This is a genomic window from Fodinibius sediminis, from assembly GCF_900182555.1.
Classification (GTDB): domain Bacteria; phylum Bacteroidota; class Rhodothermia; order Balneolales; family Balneolaceae; genus Fodinibius; species Fodinibius sediminis.
Genome location: NZ_FXTH01000013.1, coordinates 1 through 14,850, shown reverse-complemented (window position 1 = coordinate 14,850; position 14,850 = coordinate 1). Strand labels below are relative to the sequence as shown.

Annotated in this window: 16 protein-coding genes; 10 read left to right on the top strand and 6 right to left on the bottom strand. The window is 53.5% G+C overall.

The genetic code is table 11. The features are described from left to right. Nucleotides 1-59 precede the first annotated feature (59 nt). Nucleotides 60-722, top strand: a complete 663-nt coding sequence (locus tag FN808_RS13905) for a lysophospholipid acyltransferase family protein (RefSeq protein WP_142715222.1) — start codon at nt 60-62, stop codon at nt 720-722. Between the two features lie 39 nt (nt 723-761). Here the strand turns inward: FN808_RS13905 and FN808_RS13900 are convergent, their stop codons facing one another. Next, a complete protein-coding gene (locus tag FN808_RS13900) occupies nt 762-1,859 on the bottom strand; it encodes a hypothetical protein (RefSeq protein WP_142715221.1) in 1,098 nt (365 codons plus the stop codon). Between the two features lie 198 nt (nt 1,860-2,057). Here FN808_RS13900 and FN808_RS13895 point away from each other — a divergent pair, with 198 nt between their 5' ends. The 6 genes from FN808_RS13895 to FN808_RS13870 all read left to right on the top strand — a co-directional run bounded on the left by FN808_RS13895 (nt 2,058) and on the right by FN808_RS13870 (nt 8,287). Further along, nucleotides 2,058-3,218, top strand: a complete 1,161-nt coding sequence (locus FN808_RS13895) for a glycosyltransferase family 2 protein (protein ID WP_142715220.1) — start codon at nt 2,058-2,060, stop codon at nt 3,216-3,218. Nucleotides 3,219-3,363: 145 nt separating this feature from the next. After that, on the top strand, nt 3,364-4,275 hold the full coding sequence (locus tag FN808_RS13890) for a tyrosine recombinase XerC (RefSeq protein ID WP_142715219.1): 912 nt from the start codon (nt 3,364-3,366) through the stop codon (nt 4,273-4,275). A 22-nt stretch (nt 4,276-4,297) separates the two neighbouring features. Next, a complete protein-coding gene (gene hpf, locus FN808_RS13885; protein WP_142715218.1) occupies nt 4,298-4,597 on the top strand; it encodes a ribosome hibernation-promoting factor, HPF/YfiA family in 300 nt (99 codons plus the stop codon). Between the two features lie 11 nt (nt 4,598-4,608). Then, a complete protein-coding gene (hprK, locus tag FN808_RS13880; protein ID WP_142715217.1) occupies nt 4,609-5,643 on the top strand; it encodes an HPr(Ser) kinase/phosphatase in 1,035 nt (344 codons plus the stop codon). Nucleotides 5,644-5,758: 115 nt separating this feature from the next. Further along, a complete protein-coding gene (locus FN808_RS13875) occupies nt 5,759-6,733 on the top strand; it encodes a M23 family metallopeptidase (protein WP_142715216.1) in 975 nt (324 codons plus the stop codon). Nucleotides 6,734-6,904: 171 nt separating this feature from the next. Beyond that, entirely contained in the window at nt 6,905-8,287 is a 1,383-nt protein-coding gene (locus FN808_RS13870) for a M28 family metallopeptidase (protein ID WP_142715215.1), read from the top strand. Between the two features lie 62 nt (nt 8,288-8,349). On the opposite strand, the gene FN808_RS13865 is transcribed toward FN808_RS13870, so the two are convergent. Continuing rightward, nucleotides 8,350-9,051 carry a TrmH family RNA methyltransferase gene (locus FN808_RS13865; protein ID WP_142715214.1) on the bottom strand — a complete coding sequence of 234 codons (702 nt, stop codon included), beginning with the start codon at nt 9,049-9,051 and terminating at the stop codon, nt 8,350-8,352. Nucleotides 9,052-9,140: 89 nt separating this feature from the next. On the opposite strand from FN808_RS13865, the gene FN808_RS13860 reads away from it, so the two are divergent. After that, entirely contained in the window at nt 9,141-9,581 is a 441-nt protein-coding gene (locus FN808_RS13860) for a CBS domain-containing protein (protein WP_142715213.1), read from the top strand. 20 nt (nt 9,582-9,601) lie between these two features. On the opposite strand, the gene FN808_RS13855 is transcribed toward FN808_RS13860, so the two are convergent. From FN808_RS13855 to FN808_RS13845, 3 genes are all read right to left on the bottom strand, one after another. Beyond that, nucleotides 9,602-10,285, bottom strand: a complete 684-nt coding sequence (locus tag FN808_RS13855; RefSeq protein WP_185958414.1) for an alpha/beta hydrolase — start codon at nt 10,283-10,285, stop codon at nt 9,602-9,604. Nucleotides 10,286-10,293: 8 nt separating this feature from the next. Beyond that, nucleotides 10,294-11,007, bottom strand: a complete 714-nt coding sequence (locus FN808_RS13850; RefSeq protein WP_142715211.1) for a potassium channel family protein — start codon at nt 11,005-11,007, stop codon at nt 10,294-10,296. 80 nt (nt 11,008-11,087) lie between these two features. Beyond that, nucleotides 11,088-12,947: a TrkH family potassium uptake protein gene (locus tag FN808_RS13845; RefSeq protein ID WP_142715210.1), complete on the bottom strand. Its 1,860-nt coding sequence runs from the start codon at nt 12,945-12,947 to the stop codon at nt 11,088-11,090. 179 nt (nt 12,948-13,126) lie between these two features. On the opposite strand from FN808_RS13845, the gene FN808_RS19355 reads away from it, so the two are divergent. Further along, a complete protein-coding gene (locus tag FN808_RS19355) occupies nt 13,127-13,255 on the top strand; it encodes a hypothetical protein (RefSeq protein WP_281280779.1) in 129 nt (42 codons plus the stop codon). A 40-nt stretch (nt 13,256-13,295) separates the two neighbouring features. Next, nucleotides 13,296-13,439, top strand: a complete 144-nt coding sequence (locus tag FN808_RS18950; protein ID WP_185958413.1) for a hypothetical protein — start codon at nt 13,296-13,298, stop codon at nt 13,437-13,439. 59 nt (nt 13,440-13,498) lie between these two features. On the opposite strand, the gene FN808_RS13840 is transcribed toward FN808_RS18950, so the two are convergent. Further along, entirely contained in the window at nt 13,499-14,458 is a 960-nt protein-coding gene (locus tag FN808_RS13840) for an integron integrase (RefSeq protein ID WP_142715209.1), read from the bottom strand. Nucleotides 14,459-14,850 lie beyond the last annotated feature (392 nt).

Here is a 14,850-nt window from a genome sequence, read left to right as displayed (position 1 = left end):
GGAACTTTAACAGAGCTTGAAGATATTCAGGTAGCGAATGCCGAACAAATATTTTATCCGTGGATTTCATCCCTGCAAAAGAGTCTCCTTTTTTCATTACCCTCTTCCGGTACTATACCCGCTTTCTCTTCAAGCGCCGGTTCAGCCGCGTATGGCTTAAACAGGGCTACTCCCCGGGCAGGCGCTCCAAAGCCATTTACTACCTGAACCATCATTCCTGGTGGGACGGACTTATTCCCTTTCTGCTTAATGAATACCGTTTTCATCAACAGGCAAGGGCCCTGATGGAAGACAAACAGATGCGAGCATACAGGTTCTTCCAGAAAATAGGGGCCTTTTCCATCAACCGTGCCGACCGGCGGTCGGCCATACGCTCCCTTCGCTATGCCGTGGCCTCTTTCGAGCGTCCCCGCGCCAGTCTTTTTATCTACCCGGAAGGAACCATCACCCCGGCCGGATCTGCGCTTGAATTTGAAGGGGGGCTGGCCTGGCTCAGCCAGCAGCTTCCACAAGTGGATGTTGTGCCCATCGGTATCTATATGCACACCATCCGCCGCGACAAACCCGAACTGCACCTGCAGGTAGGATCTCCCGTAGAGCCGCCCCCCACCCTCTCAACCCAGGAACGGACTCATCGTTTTGAACAGGAACTGGAAACCATCATTGCTGATCTCAGGCAGCATGCCGGCTTCAATGATTCCATATATGAGCGCTTTCTATAGTCCCATCTTTGTTCGGACCCGCTCCTTGCAGGCTGGGCCTCACCACGTCCACCGGTACAGCCTCCCGGAACGCTGCACCCAGTGCGGGCGCCCGCCCGACTGCCGCACACGCATTCGAACCAGCGGCCAGAAAAGGCGACTGTAAATGCGAGCGGGATAAATATATTCCGTTACTCCCCGCGCCGACTCAACAGCGGGCCGTTCCCCCGCCATCCGAAGGAAGCCATCACTCAGAAAACGCTGATAGAACGGCCCGTTATCCACGAGATTGGACTGCTGTACCCGTACTTCAGTACCGTCGGCCTGAAACGTCAATTGACGGGCTGAGCGGAGCCCGAAAATCGACCAACTCTTGTCAGTTGTTTCGATGGTATCGAATGATCTGAGGAGCCGGCTGTTTGACCGGTCAATCAACCAGGCCCGGTGCTTCCGGTTCTGGTTCTTCCGGTTCATCACGTAGTAGACCAGCGTCGCATGGTCGAAATGGAAACGCCCCCAGTACCAGTCGGTAAACTCATTGCGCATGGGTTCACGGCCGGTATTGTGATCATGATATCCCACACCCCGGAAAGCGATCGTCTGCATGGCCTCCCCCCTCACTCCTATGGCAATCGTACCCTCCACCTCGGCCCGGGGCTGTACGAGATTCCAGTCGTGCCCCGCTGCCGATGCCGCATGCTCCTCCTCAAAAAGGGAGCCGGTCATGTCATCGCTTGCAAATGTTACTTCCGCCTTCAGCCAATCGCCGCTGGGCAGTTGTTCATTCATTTCAAGCAAGTACTGCAGCCCGCCATCCCCTTTTCTCTCCATCCGGTGGGGGCCTGCCTGCACCGAGGGGTCGCTTTCCCCGAAGTGACACTCTTCTTCATCAAACTCCGTAAAGCTGTAGTATACGGGTTCCCCCTCCTCGTACACGGAGATGCTTACCGCCGGGTACTGCGAAGGGGCCGGCGAAGGGTGCGTTTCGTCCTCGAGCGCATCGATGTAACGCCCTGAAAAAGGATTTCCCTCGTAGAAAATGATCACAAAACTATGTCTGCCGTCGGTAGAAATGGCATCAAAATACCACCATTCATATCCCCCGGAAGGCTGGCCGGGGGTTCGGACATCGTGGCTGGGATCCGATAAGATATTCATAGACCGCTAATAAATAGCTTTACAGGATGTTTTGCAACTCTGAACCTGACTTCCGGAAATTACCAACGGTGGGGGTCATCTCACAACTTATCATTGCCTTTTTGAAACACACCGTACCCCTCCCCCCTCTGGAAAGTAGGCGGCCATCCCTTTTGCGGATCAGTTTGATCTTCCTCTTTTCCCTGCTAACTTTCAGCCATGCTGACAGTCGCCTACATAGCCCTGGGATACCTGTTGATAACCTCCGCCGTCCTGCTGATGAACCGGCGTGATTTCAAGCCGCTGGAATCCGTGCCTCCCTCCTATTTTGCCCGCCAGGCCCCCAGTGCAAGTATCTGCATCCCCGCCCGGAACGAAGAGGCCTCTGTGGAGCGTTGCGTGCGCTCGGCCGTCAGCCAGCAGTACCCCGACTTCCAGGTATATGTGCTCGATGACGGCTCCACCGATGCTACGGGGACCATCCTGGCCAGACTGAAAGACCAATTTCCAAACAGGCTGACGGTTCTACGGGGGCGTCCCAAACCCGATGGCTGGCTGGGCAAACCGTGGGCCTGTCATCAACTGGCCGAAGCTTCCCGCGAAGAGATCCTGCTCTTTATCGATGCCGACACCTGGCTGGAGCCCTCGGCACTGTCCAAAACCGTCCGCACCATGGGACAGGATGTGCTGGATTTTATCACGCTCTGGCCCTCCCAGGAGCTGGGTACTTTCTGGGAGAAGAACGTCATCCCGCTGATCTACATGGCCCTGTTGACCCTGCTGCCTGTTCGCTACGTACGCCGGGCGCCCAGGTGGATCCCCCCTTTTCTCAGAAAAACCGTGGCACCTCTCTTTGCAGCAGCCTGTGGCCAATTTATGGCCTTCAAACGAGAGAGCTATGAACAGGTCGGCGGCCACCGCTCAGTCAAGGATGAGATTGTGGAAGATGTGGCGCTGGCAAAGAATATAAAGCGATCCGGGCTCGCTATGAACATGTACCACGGCAGCAGGGTTGTCAGCTGTCGGATGTACCGGACGGCCCAGGAGCTCTGGCAGGGGCTCCGTAAAAATTTCCTGGCCGGTTTCAGCCATCATATCCCTTCCTTTATGTTCATGGCCCTGCTGCATGCCGTCGTCTTCCTGCTTCCCGTGCTTTCCATTCCCCTCCTCTATGACCGGGATCAGCTCCTGCTCCTATTTTCTGCGGCGGTACTGCTGATGCTCCTCCAGCGCATGATTATCAACCGCTGGTTTGACTGGCCGATGTACTATGCACTGCTCCACCCACTGGGGGTCGGCTGGTTTCAACTTCTGGGTATTCAGGTCCTACGGGATCATTTGAGCCGGGAAGCCCCCGAGTGGAAAGGACGCCCCCTCTGAAAGGTTTACGATGTAGTACCTGAGACTTTTCATGACTCCCTGCTCGGCTATGCAACAGCAATACGGCTGCCGCTGCCGGATTCCAAACTCGATTCCCTGCAACTTGGTGTTTATTTTTACCCGGAAAGTATCCATATTGCGGTAGATGAAGAATGCTGTAGATAAATATCTCCGCTACTTGAAGATTGAGCGTAATGCCTCCCCGCATACTGTTACTTCGTATGAAAATGACCTGAGACAGTTTTCTACCTTCTGCCAGGCCCATTTTGAAGAAGAGGATCCGGATATCAACCGTATTGAGCGCATAACGATCCGGCTCTGGCTGGGTGAGCTATCCGCACGGGATCTTGCCAAAAGTTCAATTGCACGAAAAGTGGCTGCCGTACGTTCTTTTTTTAAATACTGCTATAAACGAGGACTTACAGAACGAAACCCGGCACACTTGCTCGTGATACCCAAAAAAGATCGCCCACTGCCCAAAACGGTTTCTCCGGCCGACATCGAGCGACTGATGGAGCTTGCTCCCGGCAATACGCCGCGTTCGGCCCAGAACCGGGCGATACTGGAGTTGTTCTACGGTACCGGCATACGCCTCAGTGAACTGGTGCAGCTCAACAGGGAGGATGTCAATATCAAGCTTAACCAGATCAAAGTGCTGGGAAAAGGGGCCAAGCAGCGTATCGTGCCCCTCGGCAGCCGGGCCCGGGAAGCCCTGAAACGGCACCTGGACACCGTGGCCGAACTCTACGGACCAAAAACTGACGCGGATGCCCGCAGCGCCGTATTTCTGGCAGCCGGCGGACAGCGGATCTATGCCCGGGCTGTGCAGCGTATGGTCAAGGATTTTCTGCAGCGTGCCAGCGAAGTCACCCAGAAAAGCCCGCACGTGCTGAGGCACAGCTTTGCCACCCACCTGCTTGACAATGGTGCGGATATCCGTGTAATTAAGGAATTATTGGGACATGCGGATCTTTCGGCAACACAAGTTTATACTCATACATCCGTTGAACGTTTGAAAAATGTTTACGAGTTAGCACATCCAAGAGCTAAAACCTAAACTTTAACTAAGAGGACTCATTATGAAAACTACATTCACAGCACGCCATTTTGATCCATCATCGGAACTTCATGCCTACGCTGAAGATGCCGTACAGAAACTGGATCAATTTTATGATCGTATTATTACCTGTGACATCATCCTGCAGCCGGTAGCCAGTGATGACACCCCCCAGCAGGCTGAGCTGAATGTAAAAGTACCTCAGAAATTATTGAACGCCAAGGAACAAGCTTCCTCTTATGAACAAGCCATCAACATGGTTATCGACAATATTATCCGTCAACTGAAAAAATATAAAAAAATAACTCTCCATCAGCGGTAACACACTGACTCATGTCATTCGGACCACATAAATCCATACCAAAAAAAGAAAAGATAAGCGTAGCCTATATTATAGAAAAGCTGCGCGAACGCGTTAATGTGGAACTTAACGTCCTCGTGGCCGAATGCGATAACACCCAGCGATACGTCACCGAGGCGGATCTCCACCGCCCCGGTCTGGCGTTGGCTGGTTTTGTCAAGCTTTTTACGCACCAGCGCATACAGATCATCGGCAATACCGAGAGCCGCTATCTCAAAAACCTTTCCGTTGCCGAGCAGAAAGAAGCCTTTAAGAATCTCGTCCAGTTTGAGATACCCGTACTGTTTGTAACCAACAACAACGGCCTGCCGAACCATCTGCTTGAAATGGCCAAAGAGGCAGGCATACCAGTTTACGGAACCCCTTATGCAAGCACGCGCTTTCTGCAGCTGCTGCGCGAATTCCTTGAAGACCAGTTTGCCCTGCAGACCATTGTGCACGGTTCGATGGTTGACGTTTACGGCGTGGGCATTCTCATTGTGGGAAAATCGGGCATTGGCAAGAGCGAAGTGGCCCTTGACCTGGTGGAACGTGGTCACCGGCTTGTATCCGATGATGCCGTCATTCTCACCAAGAAGAATAATGTGTTGATGACCTCCGCCACAGAAATGAACAAGCATTTTATGGAGATACGGGGACTCGGTATCATCGATATCATGTCGATGTTCGGTGTACGGGCCATTCGCTATCAGAAACGGCTCGAAGTCGTACTCGAACTCTCCCTGTGGGACGAGGAATCACAGAATATCGAACGCACCGGTCTGAACCGCGACACGACTTCCGTCATGGATATCGATATCCCTTTTATCAACCTGCCCATCACACCGGGCAAGAACATTACCGTCATTGCGGAAGTCATTGCCATGAATTACCTGTTGCGCCACTACGGCTATGATGCTGCCGAAGCATTCCAGGGCAAGGTGAAGAAGCACATTGCCGAAAAGAAGAAAAGAAGATCCTCGGCGCCGCGCAGGGCCATCGATTACTTTGAAGGAGATGTAGAATAAGAACGATTTATTTTGATTTCACCCATTTAATAGGTATTATTAGCCCATTTAATTACCGTAAGACTGATATTCACAGCGTTACCTCGGAGAGATTTCCGATACCAGCACATTTAACATGTCTTTAAAAAACTACTATTTCTACGACGAGCAGAATTGCGAGTTCGTACCCGTCAAGTACAATAAGCTAGAGCGCATTGTCTACACCGCCTCCGTCTGGCTGTTATGCGGTGTGGTTTTAGCAGGAATTGGCATTTCCATTCTCTCTTTTTCCATTGGGACACCTGCCGAAATTGCCCTGAAAGCAGAAAACAAGGCCCTCAAGGAACAGCTGCGGCTTACCCAGACCAGCATCAAGAATCTTGACCAGCAGGTTGACGAGCTCGCCGAGGTTGACAACGAAATGTATCGATCGCTCCTGGGCATGGAAACCATCTCCATGGATGAACGCCAGGGAGGTGCCGGTGGTGCCGATGTATACAGCGAATTTGACATGTACAGCGAAGGGACGGCTGAAATTCTGAAGCAGACAGCCCAGAACCTCGAGGGACTGGAGCGCAGTATAGATATCCAGAAGTCGAGCTTTGAAGACATCAAGTCGGCATATAATGAAAACCAGAAAAAAATGGCTCACCTGCCCGCTATCAAGCCCACCGGCGGCGGTATCGTGAGCGGTTTTGGCAAGCGGTACCATCCTATCCTGAAGTACCGGCGTCAGCACGACGGACTCGATTTCAGTGCAAGTGTGGGTAGCAAGGTATTCGTCACCGGCGACGGTGTCGTCAAGCACGCCGCCCGAAAGGGAACCTTTGGCCGGCTGCTGATTGTCGATCACGATTTTGGCTATGAAACCTATTATGCACACCTCTCCTCTTTTGCCAAAGACATCCGGCCCGGAACACGGGTAAAACGGGGCCAGCTGATCGGCTATTCCGGCAACACCGGCTTGTCTTCCGGGCCCCACCTGCATTACGAGGTCCATCTGGACGGAGAGGCCGTTGATCCCCTGCACTATCTTTTCGTGGATGTTTCGCCCGAGGAGTACGAAATGTACAAGGCTGCTGCCGAGTCCAGTGATAGATCAATGGATTAGCAGACTCTCCACCAGTCCGTTCCGCAGCTGGTCCAAGGGGTAACGCCATATCCCACAAGCCTGCCGCTTTCCTTCCATTTGCTGCCTGCCGTCCGTATTTGGCCTGTTATTTTATAGAATAATTTTCTATCTACCACCTCACAAAATGGCCAGTTCTCTAACTATGCACTTATGCTCAACCTACGATTTCCCATTCTCTGTTTTGCCTTACCTTTTCTACTCTCCGTCACAGCAAGGGGCCAGTCGACTTCCTACGATTTCTCGGAATACCGGGAAGAAGCCGAGACCCTTATCGACGCAGCCCTGCAGGATGACGAAGCATTTCAAACGCTTACCTATTTTGCTGATACTTTTGGTCACCGCCTCAGCGGTTCCCAAAGCCTGGAGCATTCAATAGACTGGATTGTGGAACGCATGCAGGAGCAGCCCCTGGACCGGGTGACAACCCATCCCGTCATGGTGCCCCACTGGGTGCGCGGTGAAGAATCGGCCACCCTTATACGCCCCCGACGCATGGATCTGCCGATGCTGGGGCTGGGGGGTAGCATCAGCACGCCGGATGGCGGGCTCCAGGCCGAAGTGCTGGTCGTCAACAGTTTTGAAGAGCTCAAGTCCCAAGCGGACCGGGCACGCGGCAAAATTGTACTCTATAATGTCCCGTTCGTCACCTACGGGGAAACCGTGCAGTACCGTATGAACGGAGCAATCGAAGCAGCCAAGGCAGGGGCGGTTGCCAGCCTGATACGCTCAGTCGGCCCCTATTCCATGAAGACCCCGCATACCGGCACCTCCAACTACCAGGAAGACACTCCGAAGATCCCGCATGCCGCCATCACTACCGAACACGCCGCCATGCTCCAGCGCATGCAGGAGCGGGGAGAAACGATCCGCCTGCACCTGGAGATGAACGCCCGGACCCTGCCTGACGCCCGCTCCCGAAACGTTATAGCTGAAATCAAAGGCTCTGAAAAACCCGGGGAGATCGTGGTTATGGGCGGACATATTGACTCCTGGGATGTTGGCCAGGGCGTGATGGATGATGCCGGCGGTTCGTTCGCGGCGTGGGAAGCCCTGCTGTTGATGAAAGAACTGGGACTTCAGCCCAGGCGCACTGTACGCGTGGTCATGTGGACCAATGAAGAAAATGGCCTCCGCGGCGCAACAGCCTATCGCGATTCCGTCCAGGCTGACGGATCCATCGACGACCATGTACTTGCCATTGAGTCGGATGCCGGGGTTTTTGATCCGCAGGGGTTCGGTTTCAGCGGTTCCGACGAGGCTTATGCCATGATCTCAGCCGTGGGAGAACTACTGCAGCCCATCGATGCCGACAACATATCCCGTGGAGGCGGCGGAGCTGACATCGGCCCCATCATGCGCGAAGGCGTGCCCGGCATGGGCCTTCTGGTCGACTCCTCGCGCTATTTCTGGTATCACCATACAGCCGCCGACACCATCGACAAGCTGGACCCCGAGGAATACAAAAAATGCATTGCCGCCATGGCTGTTATGGCGTATGTGGTCGCTGATATGCCGGAACGACTGCCGCGCTGACCCGAACCCGGAGATACGCTCTATGGCTCGCAGACAGAAGGCCGGTTTCGCGGCCCTTTCTTTCAGTTATCAACTGATGACTGCCTTTCAGCCAGGAACCGCTCTTCAATCTTGTCGGCTGCACGCACCGACTTGCGGACCCATTCCAGCCGCAAGTCCCGTTTTTCATCCTCCGTCAATTCCCAGCCCGTGCCCTCCCTGCGCAGCCGGGTCGAAAGCTCATACAGGCAGAGGGCTGCACTTACCGATATGTTGAAACTTTCGCTGAATCCCACCATCGGAATCCGGGCATAGGCATCCGCCTCCTCCAGGGCCACATCCGAAAGGCCCGTCAGCTCTGATCCAAACACCAGGGCCGTCTTTTGATCCAGCGGCACTTGGTCGATGGTCACATCATCCTCGTGGGGAGTTGTCGCGACAAGCCGGTACCCCTGTTCCCGAAGCTGCCGATAACACCGCCGCGTGTTTTCCCCATCTCCGGAAGCATTGTATTTGTGCAGCGAAAGCCACTGATCCGAGCCAATCGTGACCCCTTTGCTGGGATTAAACCGATTCTCATTTTCAATAATATGAACATCCTGTACGCCAAAGCAGTCGCAGCTGCGAAGTACTGCACTGGCATTGTGCGGCTGATAGAGGTCTTCCAGGACCACCGACAGAAAACGGCTTCGCTGATCAAGCACCTCATTGATGCGCCGGCGGCGATCTTCGGTGATGAATTGCAGTAAATGACCGGTCACTGCTCCTTTGAGGGCATTATCCATAAAAATAATCTGCTAATGTGTATTAATCTTAGATAAATGTTATAATACTTTTTGTCATTTCATTTTTCCATAAAAAAAAGGAGGTAAATATGCTCGTTAGGGACATATTAAAAACCAAGGGATACGACGTATACAGCATCTCCGCCAATCAAACCGTATTTGAAGCCATAGCCAAGATGGATGAATTGGACATCGGGGCCCTGGTCGTTATGGATGGCGAACAGCTGCTGGGCATCTTAAGTGAGCGCGACTACCGCAGCAAAGTTATCCTAAAAGGACGAACTTCCAAAGAAACAAAAGTAAGCACCATCATGACCGGAAAGGTCTATAATGTATCTCCCGACGACACGGTGGATTCCTGCATGTCGATCATGACCAATAAAAAGATTCGTCACCTGCCGGTAATGGAGAACGACACAGTGGTGGGCGTGATCTCCATCGGCGACCTGGTCAAGGCGATCATCTCCAGGCAGCGCGGCGAAATTTCCAACCTCCGGCAATACATCCAGGGCGGCCAATATCCGGCATAGGGACCCTGTCGGTATTCTGCTCAGCCGTAGCCGTGGTCCATCAGCCACTCTTTAGCGGCTGAAATGTAGGGTGGATCCAGTTTATGACCCGCGGCCAGTGTTTTGAATGTGACCGTGGCACCCCATTTGGACAACTTCTCGCAGCTCAGACGCTGAGGATTGCTTTTTACACGCCGGTCTTTCCGTCCATGCAGGGCCAGTACACTAAGATGTGAATAGCTGCCCGGCCGGTCTTCAAACAGCTCCGTCTTTATCCGGCTGCCCATCACAACCAGCTCATCGACGCTGCCGGGGCGTGACAGAGCAAAATAGCCTGCCAGGTAGCCGCCCATGGAATAGCCCATCACTGCCATCCGGGTCGCCGCAATATCATCCCCGATCTGGTCCAGCACCCCCTCGATGAAGGCTGCACTTTGTTCCAGTGAACGCTCGAACTGCTCCTGCTCCCCGTCGTAGAGATACCAGGCCCGACCCCATTCATCCACCTTTTTCTTCCGCCGGCGGTCGTAGATCGGATAGGGTCCGGAAACAAAAAGATGGTAGGCCGACAGTGTTGTCAGGGGCGCCACCTGGCTCTGGAAACTGTTCATATGCTGACCAAACCCATGGAGGTAGATAATCAGCGGTTTCTCCCTCCCTGCCCCTCTTTCCAAGAGCCGGTACGGCACATCGATCTCGAATGAAGCTGTTCCCGTGTGTTCCATCTCCCCCATCACTGGTTGGTGTCCATCAGTTTCTTGATATTCTCATGGCGCCCCATGACAACCAGCCGGTCGTTGGGACGGATTACCGCCTGCCCGTCCAGTACGCCCAGCACTTCCAGCTCCTCGTGTTCCACTCCCTCTTCCAGGGTCACCTTCCTTTTTCGGGGCCGTTTTATGGTCAACAGGTTTACCTCGTAGCGCTCCCGCAGCTTCAGTTCGGCCAGGGTAAAATCATGCATGCTCTTGGGCGCATCGATTTCATAGATGGCAATATCCTCGCTGAGCTCAAAATAGTTGCTCACCGACGAGTGCATCAGCTGTGTTGCCATGCGGGCCCCTTCATCCCGCTCCGGGTGGATCACCTCCTTGATGCCAATACGGTTGAGAATCGACTGCTGGGTGTCGCTGCCCGCCCGCGCGATGATGCGCGGCACCCCCGCCTTCAACAGCTCCATGCAGATCAGGACCACCGGCTCAAAGGCCTCACCGATACCCACGATTACCACATCCGCTCCGTAGACCCCGTGTTCGGCCAGCATCGCCGGGTCCGTGGCGTCAAACATGATAGCCTCCGAGACGAACTGCTGGACCTCCTCCACCCGCTCAATATTATGATCCACCGCCATGACATACGCTCCCAGCTCCGACAGGGATTTGGCCAGCGAGGTTCCATAGCTTCCGAGTCCGATTACACAAAATTGCTCCTTTCCATTCTTGGCCATAAGTCTAATCTCTTTTTCTAAGGATAACGTTAACCCGCTTTATTCTAAAATATAGGTTCAGTCTATGAAGATCCTGCTACTCAGGCAACAATCACACTCTCCTTGGGATACTGGTACTGGCGCTTGTGGATGCGTTTGGCGAAGGCCAGCGCCATTGTTACACTCCCCACCCGGCCGATAAACATGGAGACGGTGACAATGATCCTGCCGGCCGTTGAGAGATCCGCCGTTATACCCCGCGACAGTCCCACTGTGGCAAAAGCTGAAAACTCCTCAAACAGCAGGTCCACAAATGGCAGGTCCTCGGTGAAGGTCAGCAGCAGCGTGAACACGAACAGGCTCGTGGCTGCCAGTGTGAAGGCCGTTATCGCTGTATAGATCGTGACCTGTGGGATGGTCTTCCGGGAAAACTCCACGCGGTCGTGGCCCCGCACCGTTGCATATACCGTCAGCAGCAGCACCGCGATGGTTGTCGTCTTGATGCCCCCTCCCGTGGACGCCGGCGAAGCGCCAATCGCCATGAGCACCAGGAACAGTACCGTTGTGCTGGAACTGAGTGCTCCGATATCAATGGTATTGAAACCCGCCGTACGCGTGGTCACGCTCTGGAACAGCCCCATCATCCACTTGTCAGAGGCGGCAAAGCCCTGCAGCGTATGGTTCCATTCCAGCGCGGTAATGGCGATGGTGCCGCCCACGATCAGCAGGGCCGTGGTAATAAGCACCAGTCGGGTATGCACCGAGAGCTTCCGGTTGCGTATTTTACGCCTCGGATTTCCCCGCACCAGCTCCCAGAGGGTGGTAAAGCCCAGCCCGCCCAGGACAATCATCAACATGGTTGTAATGTTGACCCCGCTGTTCAGGGCGTTGCCCGAATCAGCCAGGCTGTTGGTGAACGTTGAGAAGCCCGCATTGCAAAAAGCGGATATGGCATGAAACAGCGAGTGGTACAGGCGGGTGCCGGCATCCGGGAAGAGGCCCGTCCAGCTCAGGTAGTAGCCCGCTACGCCCAGCGCCTCCACCGAAAAGGTCAGGGCGATGATACGCTTGACTGTCCGGAAGGTTTCCTGGGCCCGGTCTTGACTGAGTACATCCTTCAGAAAGACCATCTGTCCGATCCCCAGGCGGTCGCTGACCAGCAGGGCAAAAAGCGTGGCAAAGGTGATGATGCCTAGTCCCCCCAGCTGAATGAGCACCAGGATAATCGACTGCCCCAGGGTGGTAAAATGGGTGGCCGTATCCACCACGATCAGCCCCGTCACACAGACCGCGCTGGTGGAGGTAAAGAGAGCGTTAACAAAATCCAGACCCTGCCCGTCGACCGTGGTACGGGGCATCATCAGCAGCAGGGCCCCAAACAGGATGAGCAGGGCGAAGCTGCCCACAATCATCCGTGCAGGGTGACGCTGCAGGGAGATTAGCAGCGGGGCCGCCTGGATGGTCTTCGCCACCACCAGCAGCACCAGGTAGACCTTGGTGAGCAGCACCAGCAGCGGGAACGTATCCTCAATGCCCAGCAGGGAGCCCCATACCCGAAACACACTTTCAAGACCCAGCAGGTAGAGCACCATGCCCACCGACAACAACAGGAAGAGCAGGGCTTCCAGGAAATGGCTCCTGACCAGTTCACCGCGCCGGGAGGTAAAGATGATGCGGCTCAGGAACAGTGTGAAGAAGCCCAGGATGATCACAATTTCGAGGTATTCGTTCAGCCTGAAATATTCCTCCGGAAGCTCAAACCCAAACGATGCCACCAGGCTGAGCAGCGCCAGCAGCATCAGGGAGATGCTGAGCCCCTTGAAGTAGGGATGAAGTTTTTTATTCAGGTCATATAGCTCTACCTCTACCCCTTTAAAGCGGTTGCGGTAAATCTTATACAGCTGGCGCCCCCGCACAACGCCTTTGATATAGTATTTTTTTAAATACCTGAATAGTTTCATGCCTTCGAATATAATCAAAAAGGCTCAAGACTGACAATAGTCTGGGCGAGACGCAGCACATTTCAGACAGCCGATACCGCCCAGCCCCATCCTGCCCCCGGAATGGGCATTGCAGTATCAGTTCATCACCCCCTGGCTTTAACCGCGTTGTGCCATACCGATCCTTACGAAAATGGGTGATGGCAAAAATACGAAACGACTGGACCAACGCCGGAATTTCCGGTAGTTATCACCGCCCGCTTAAGGAGCTTATCTACCAGGCCGCCACGGTTCACCGGCAGCACCCGTTTTTGACAGACGCTGCCTGAAGCTGTGCCCGTACGGCCAATGATTTTACACGTACTTGATATGGTCCTAACAATTACCGTCATAAATATAAAGGTGTGCTGTCCCCTGGGCATCCTCATTGAGGATATAGAGATAGTCGAGATCCCGGGTCTTACGCCTCGCAAAGCGTTCAAGGACGCTCAAAAAGAACTGCCGGAAGTATAGAGGCAACAGAACATGTAACGAGTCAACATTCCGAACCGTACTCCCCGCATCTTGGTACCTCAGCCATCCAGGGGACTTTTGACCCCCTGCCCTCCCCTCTTGAGGACATGGGTATACACCTGCGTGGTTTTTACACTTTTATGTCCCAATAATTCCTGAACCGTTCTTATGTCATAGCCATTTTCCAATAGATGAGTAGCGAAGCTGTGCCTGAAGGTGTGACATGTTGCATGCTTTTGTATATTTGCCCTGCGGACGGCCTTGCGTACCGCCTTCTGCACCGTGGATGTAGAAAGGTGATAGCGCTGGTATCGGCCTGACCGTGGATCCTTGCGCCTCTTCCTGGATGGGAAGACATACTGCCATTTCAGTTCCCTGTTTGCACTCGGATACTTTTTGTCCAGGGCCTTCGGAAGAATAACCTCGCCCCATCCCCGGTCCAGGTCTCTGTCATGCAGACGCTTAACCTTACGGAGATGTCTTTTCAGGGGCATTACCAATCGGTCCGGCAGTATCGTGGTACGGTCTTTACGCCCCTTCGTATTGCGTACAAATAGTTGCCGGTAGGAAAAATCCAGGTCCTGCACTCTCAGCCGAAGGGCTTCAGATATTCTGAGTCCCGACCCGTAGAGCAACTGCACTACCAGCTGTTTTACCCCTTGCAGTAGTTCCAAAACCCGCCTGACTTCAGCCTTTGTGAGGACGACCGGTAAATGATCAGACTTTTTGGCTCTCTTCAGATTAACAAGCTCAGGGACCTGCTTATGCAGTACTTTTTCAAGATAAAAGATAATCGCACACAAGGCCTGGTTCTGTGTAGATCCTGCCACCCTCCGCTCCACAGCCAAGTAATTAAGATAGGCCGTAATACTTTGTTCATTGATGATATTCCCCTTATGCCTCTGAATATACAGCAAAAACCGTTTAACCCACTGCACATACGATTTTTCCGTACGATAGCTGTAGTTGCGCCGCCTCAGCTCGGTACTGAGCATGCTCAGTGCTCTTGCATTCTTCATCTTAACCTCCACTCTCCTTTTATGATCATTCATCTACCAGTAAGAGTCTTTACCCGGCCCATCCTTACATATATATTTGAAATAATATTATCAGGAGGTGTTATCAGGATTTAAGTCACAAAGTATTCCGGATAATATCGCCCTTCCCGGCCTCAGGATAAATCATTGGACAAAAATGGATATTATCAGGAACTTAGCAGGCGGAGTGCATGCCGCTCAATTATAAGTTAAGGCCCGGCAGGCGCGTAGCATTCTGTCAAACGGATGTTCGGGGTGGCTGCTTTTCCAAAGATTTTTAGTAACCCGTCGGTTCCGGCTTGTTTTGTGGGTTGCTTCTTTTAGGTCCTTCCCCAGCACAGCGGGGCGCCACGGTGGTTATTCAAAAAAATTGC

What these genes read in the sequence shown, in the direction of transcription:
- hpf (WP_142715218.1), top strand. Translation starts at nt 4,298, where the DNA reads ATGAAAACTACATTCACAGCACGCCATTTTGATCCATCATCGGAACTT.
- FN808_RS13840 (WP_142715209.1), bottom strand. Translation starts at nt 14,458, where the DNA reads ATGAAGAATGCAAGAGCACTGAGCATGCTCAGTACCGAGCTGAGGCGG.
- FN808_RS13865 (WP_142715214.1), bottom strand. Translation starts at nt 9,051, where the DNA reads ATGGATAATGCCCTCAAAGGAGCAGTGACCGGTCATTTACTGCAATTC.
- FN808_RS19355 (WP_281280779.1), top strand. Translation starts at nt 13,127, where the DNA reads ATGGCAAAAATACGAAACGACTGGACCAACGCCGGAATTTCCGGTAGT.
- FN808_RS13850 (WP_142715211.1), bottom strand. Translation starts at nt 11,007, where the DNA reads ATGGCCAAGAATGGAAAGGAGCAATTTTGTGTAATCGGACTCGGAAGC.
- FN808_RS13875 (WP_142715216.1), top strand. Translation starts at nt 5,759, where the DNA reads ATGTCTTTAAAAAACTACTATTTCTACGACGAGCAGAATTGCGAGTTC.
- FN808_RS13860 (WP_142715213.1), top strand. Translation starts at nt 9,141, where the DNA reads ATGCTCGTTAGGGACATATTAAAAACCAAGGGATACGACGTATACAGC.
- FN808_RS18950 (WP_185958413.1), top strand. Translation starts at nt 13,296, where the DNA reads ATGGTCCTAACAATTACCGTCATAAATATAAAGGTGTGCTGTCCCCTG.
- FN808_RS13855 (WP_185958414.1), bottom strand. Translation starts at nt 10,285, where the DNA reads ATGGAACACACGGGAACAGCTTCATTCGAGATCGATGTGCCGTACCGG.
- FN808_RS13900 (WP_142715221.1), bottom strand. Translation starts at nt 1,859, where the DNA reads ATGAATATCTTATCGGATCCCAGCCACGATGTCCGAACCCCCGGCCAG.
- hprK (WP_142715217.1), top strand. Translation starts at nt 4,609, where the DNA reads ATGTCATTCGGACCACATAAATCCATACCAAAAAAAGAAAAGATAAGC.
- FN808_RS13870 (WP_142715215.1), top strand. Translation starts at nt 6,905, where the DNA reads ATGCTCAACCTACGATTTCCCATTCTCTGTTTTGCCTTACCTTTTCTA.
- FN808_RS13890 (WP_142715219.1), top strand. Translation starts at nt 3,364, where the DNA reads ATGAAGAATGCTGTAGATAAATATCTCCGCTACTTGAAGATTGAGCGT.
- FN808_RS13895 (WP_142715220.1), top strand. Translation starts at nt 2,058, where the DNA reads ATGCTGACAGTCGCCTACATAGCCCTGGGATACCTGTTGATAACCTCC.
- FN808_RS13845 (WP_142715210.1), bottom strand. Translation starts at nt 12,947, where the DNA reads ATGAAACTATTCAGGTATTTAAAAAAATACTATATCAAAGGCGTTGTG.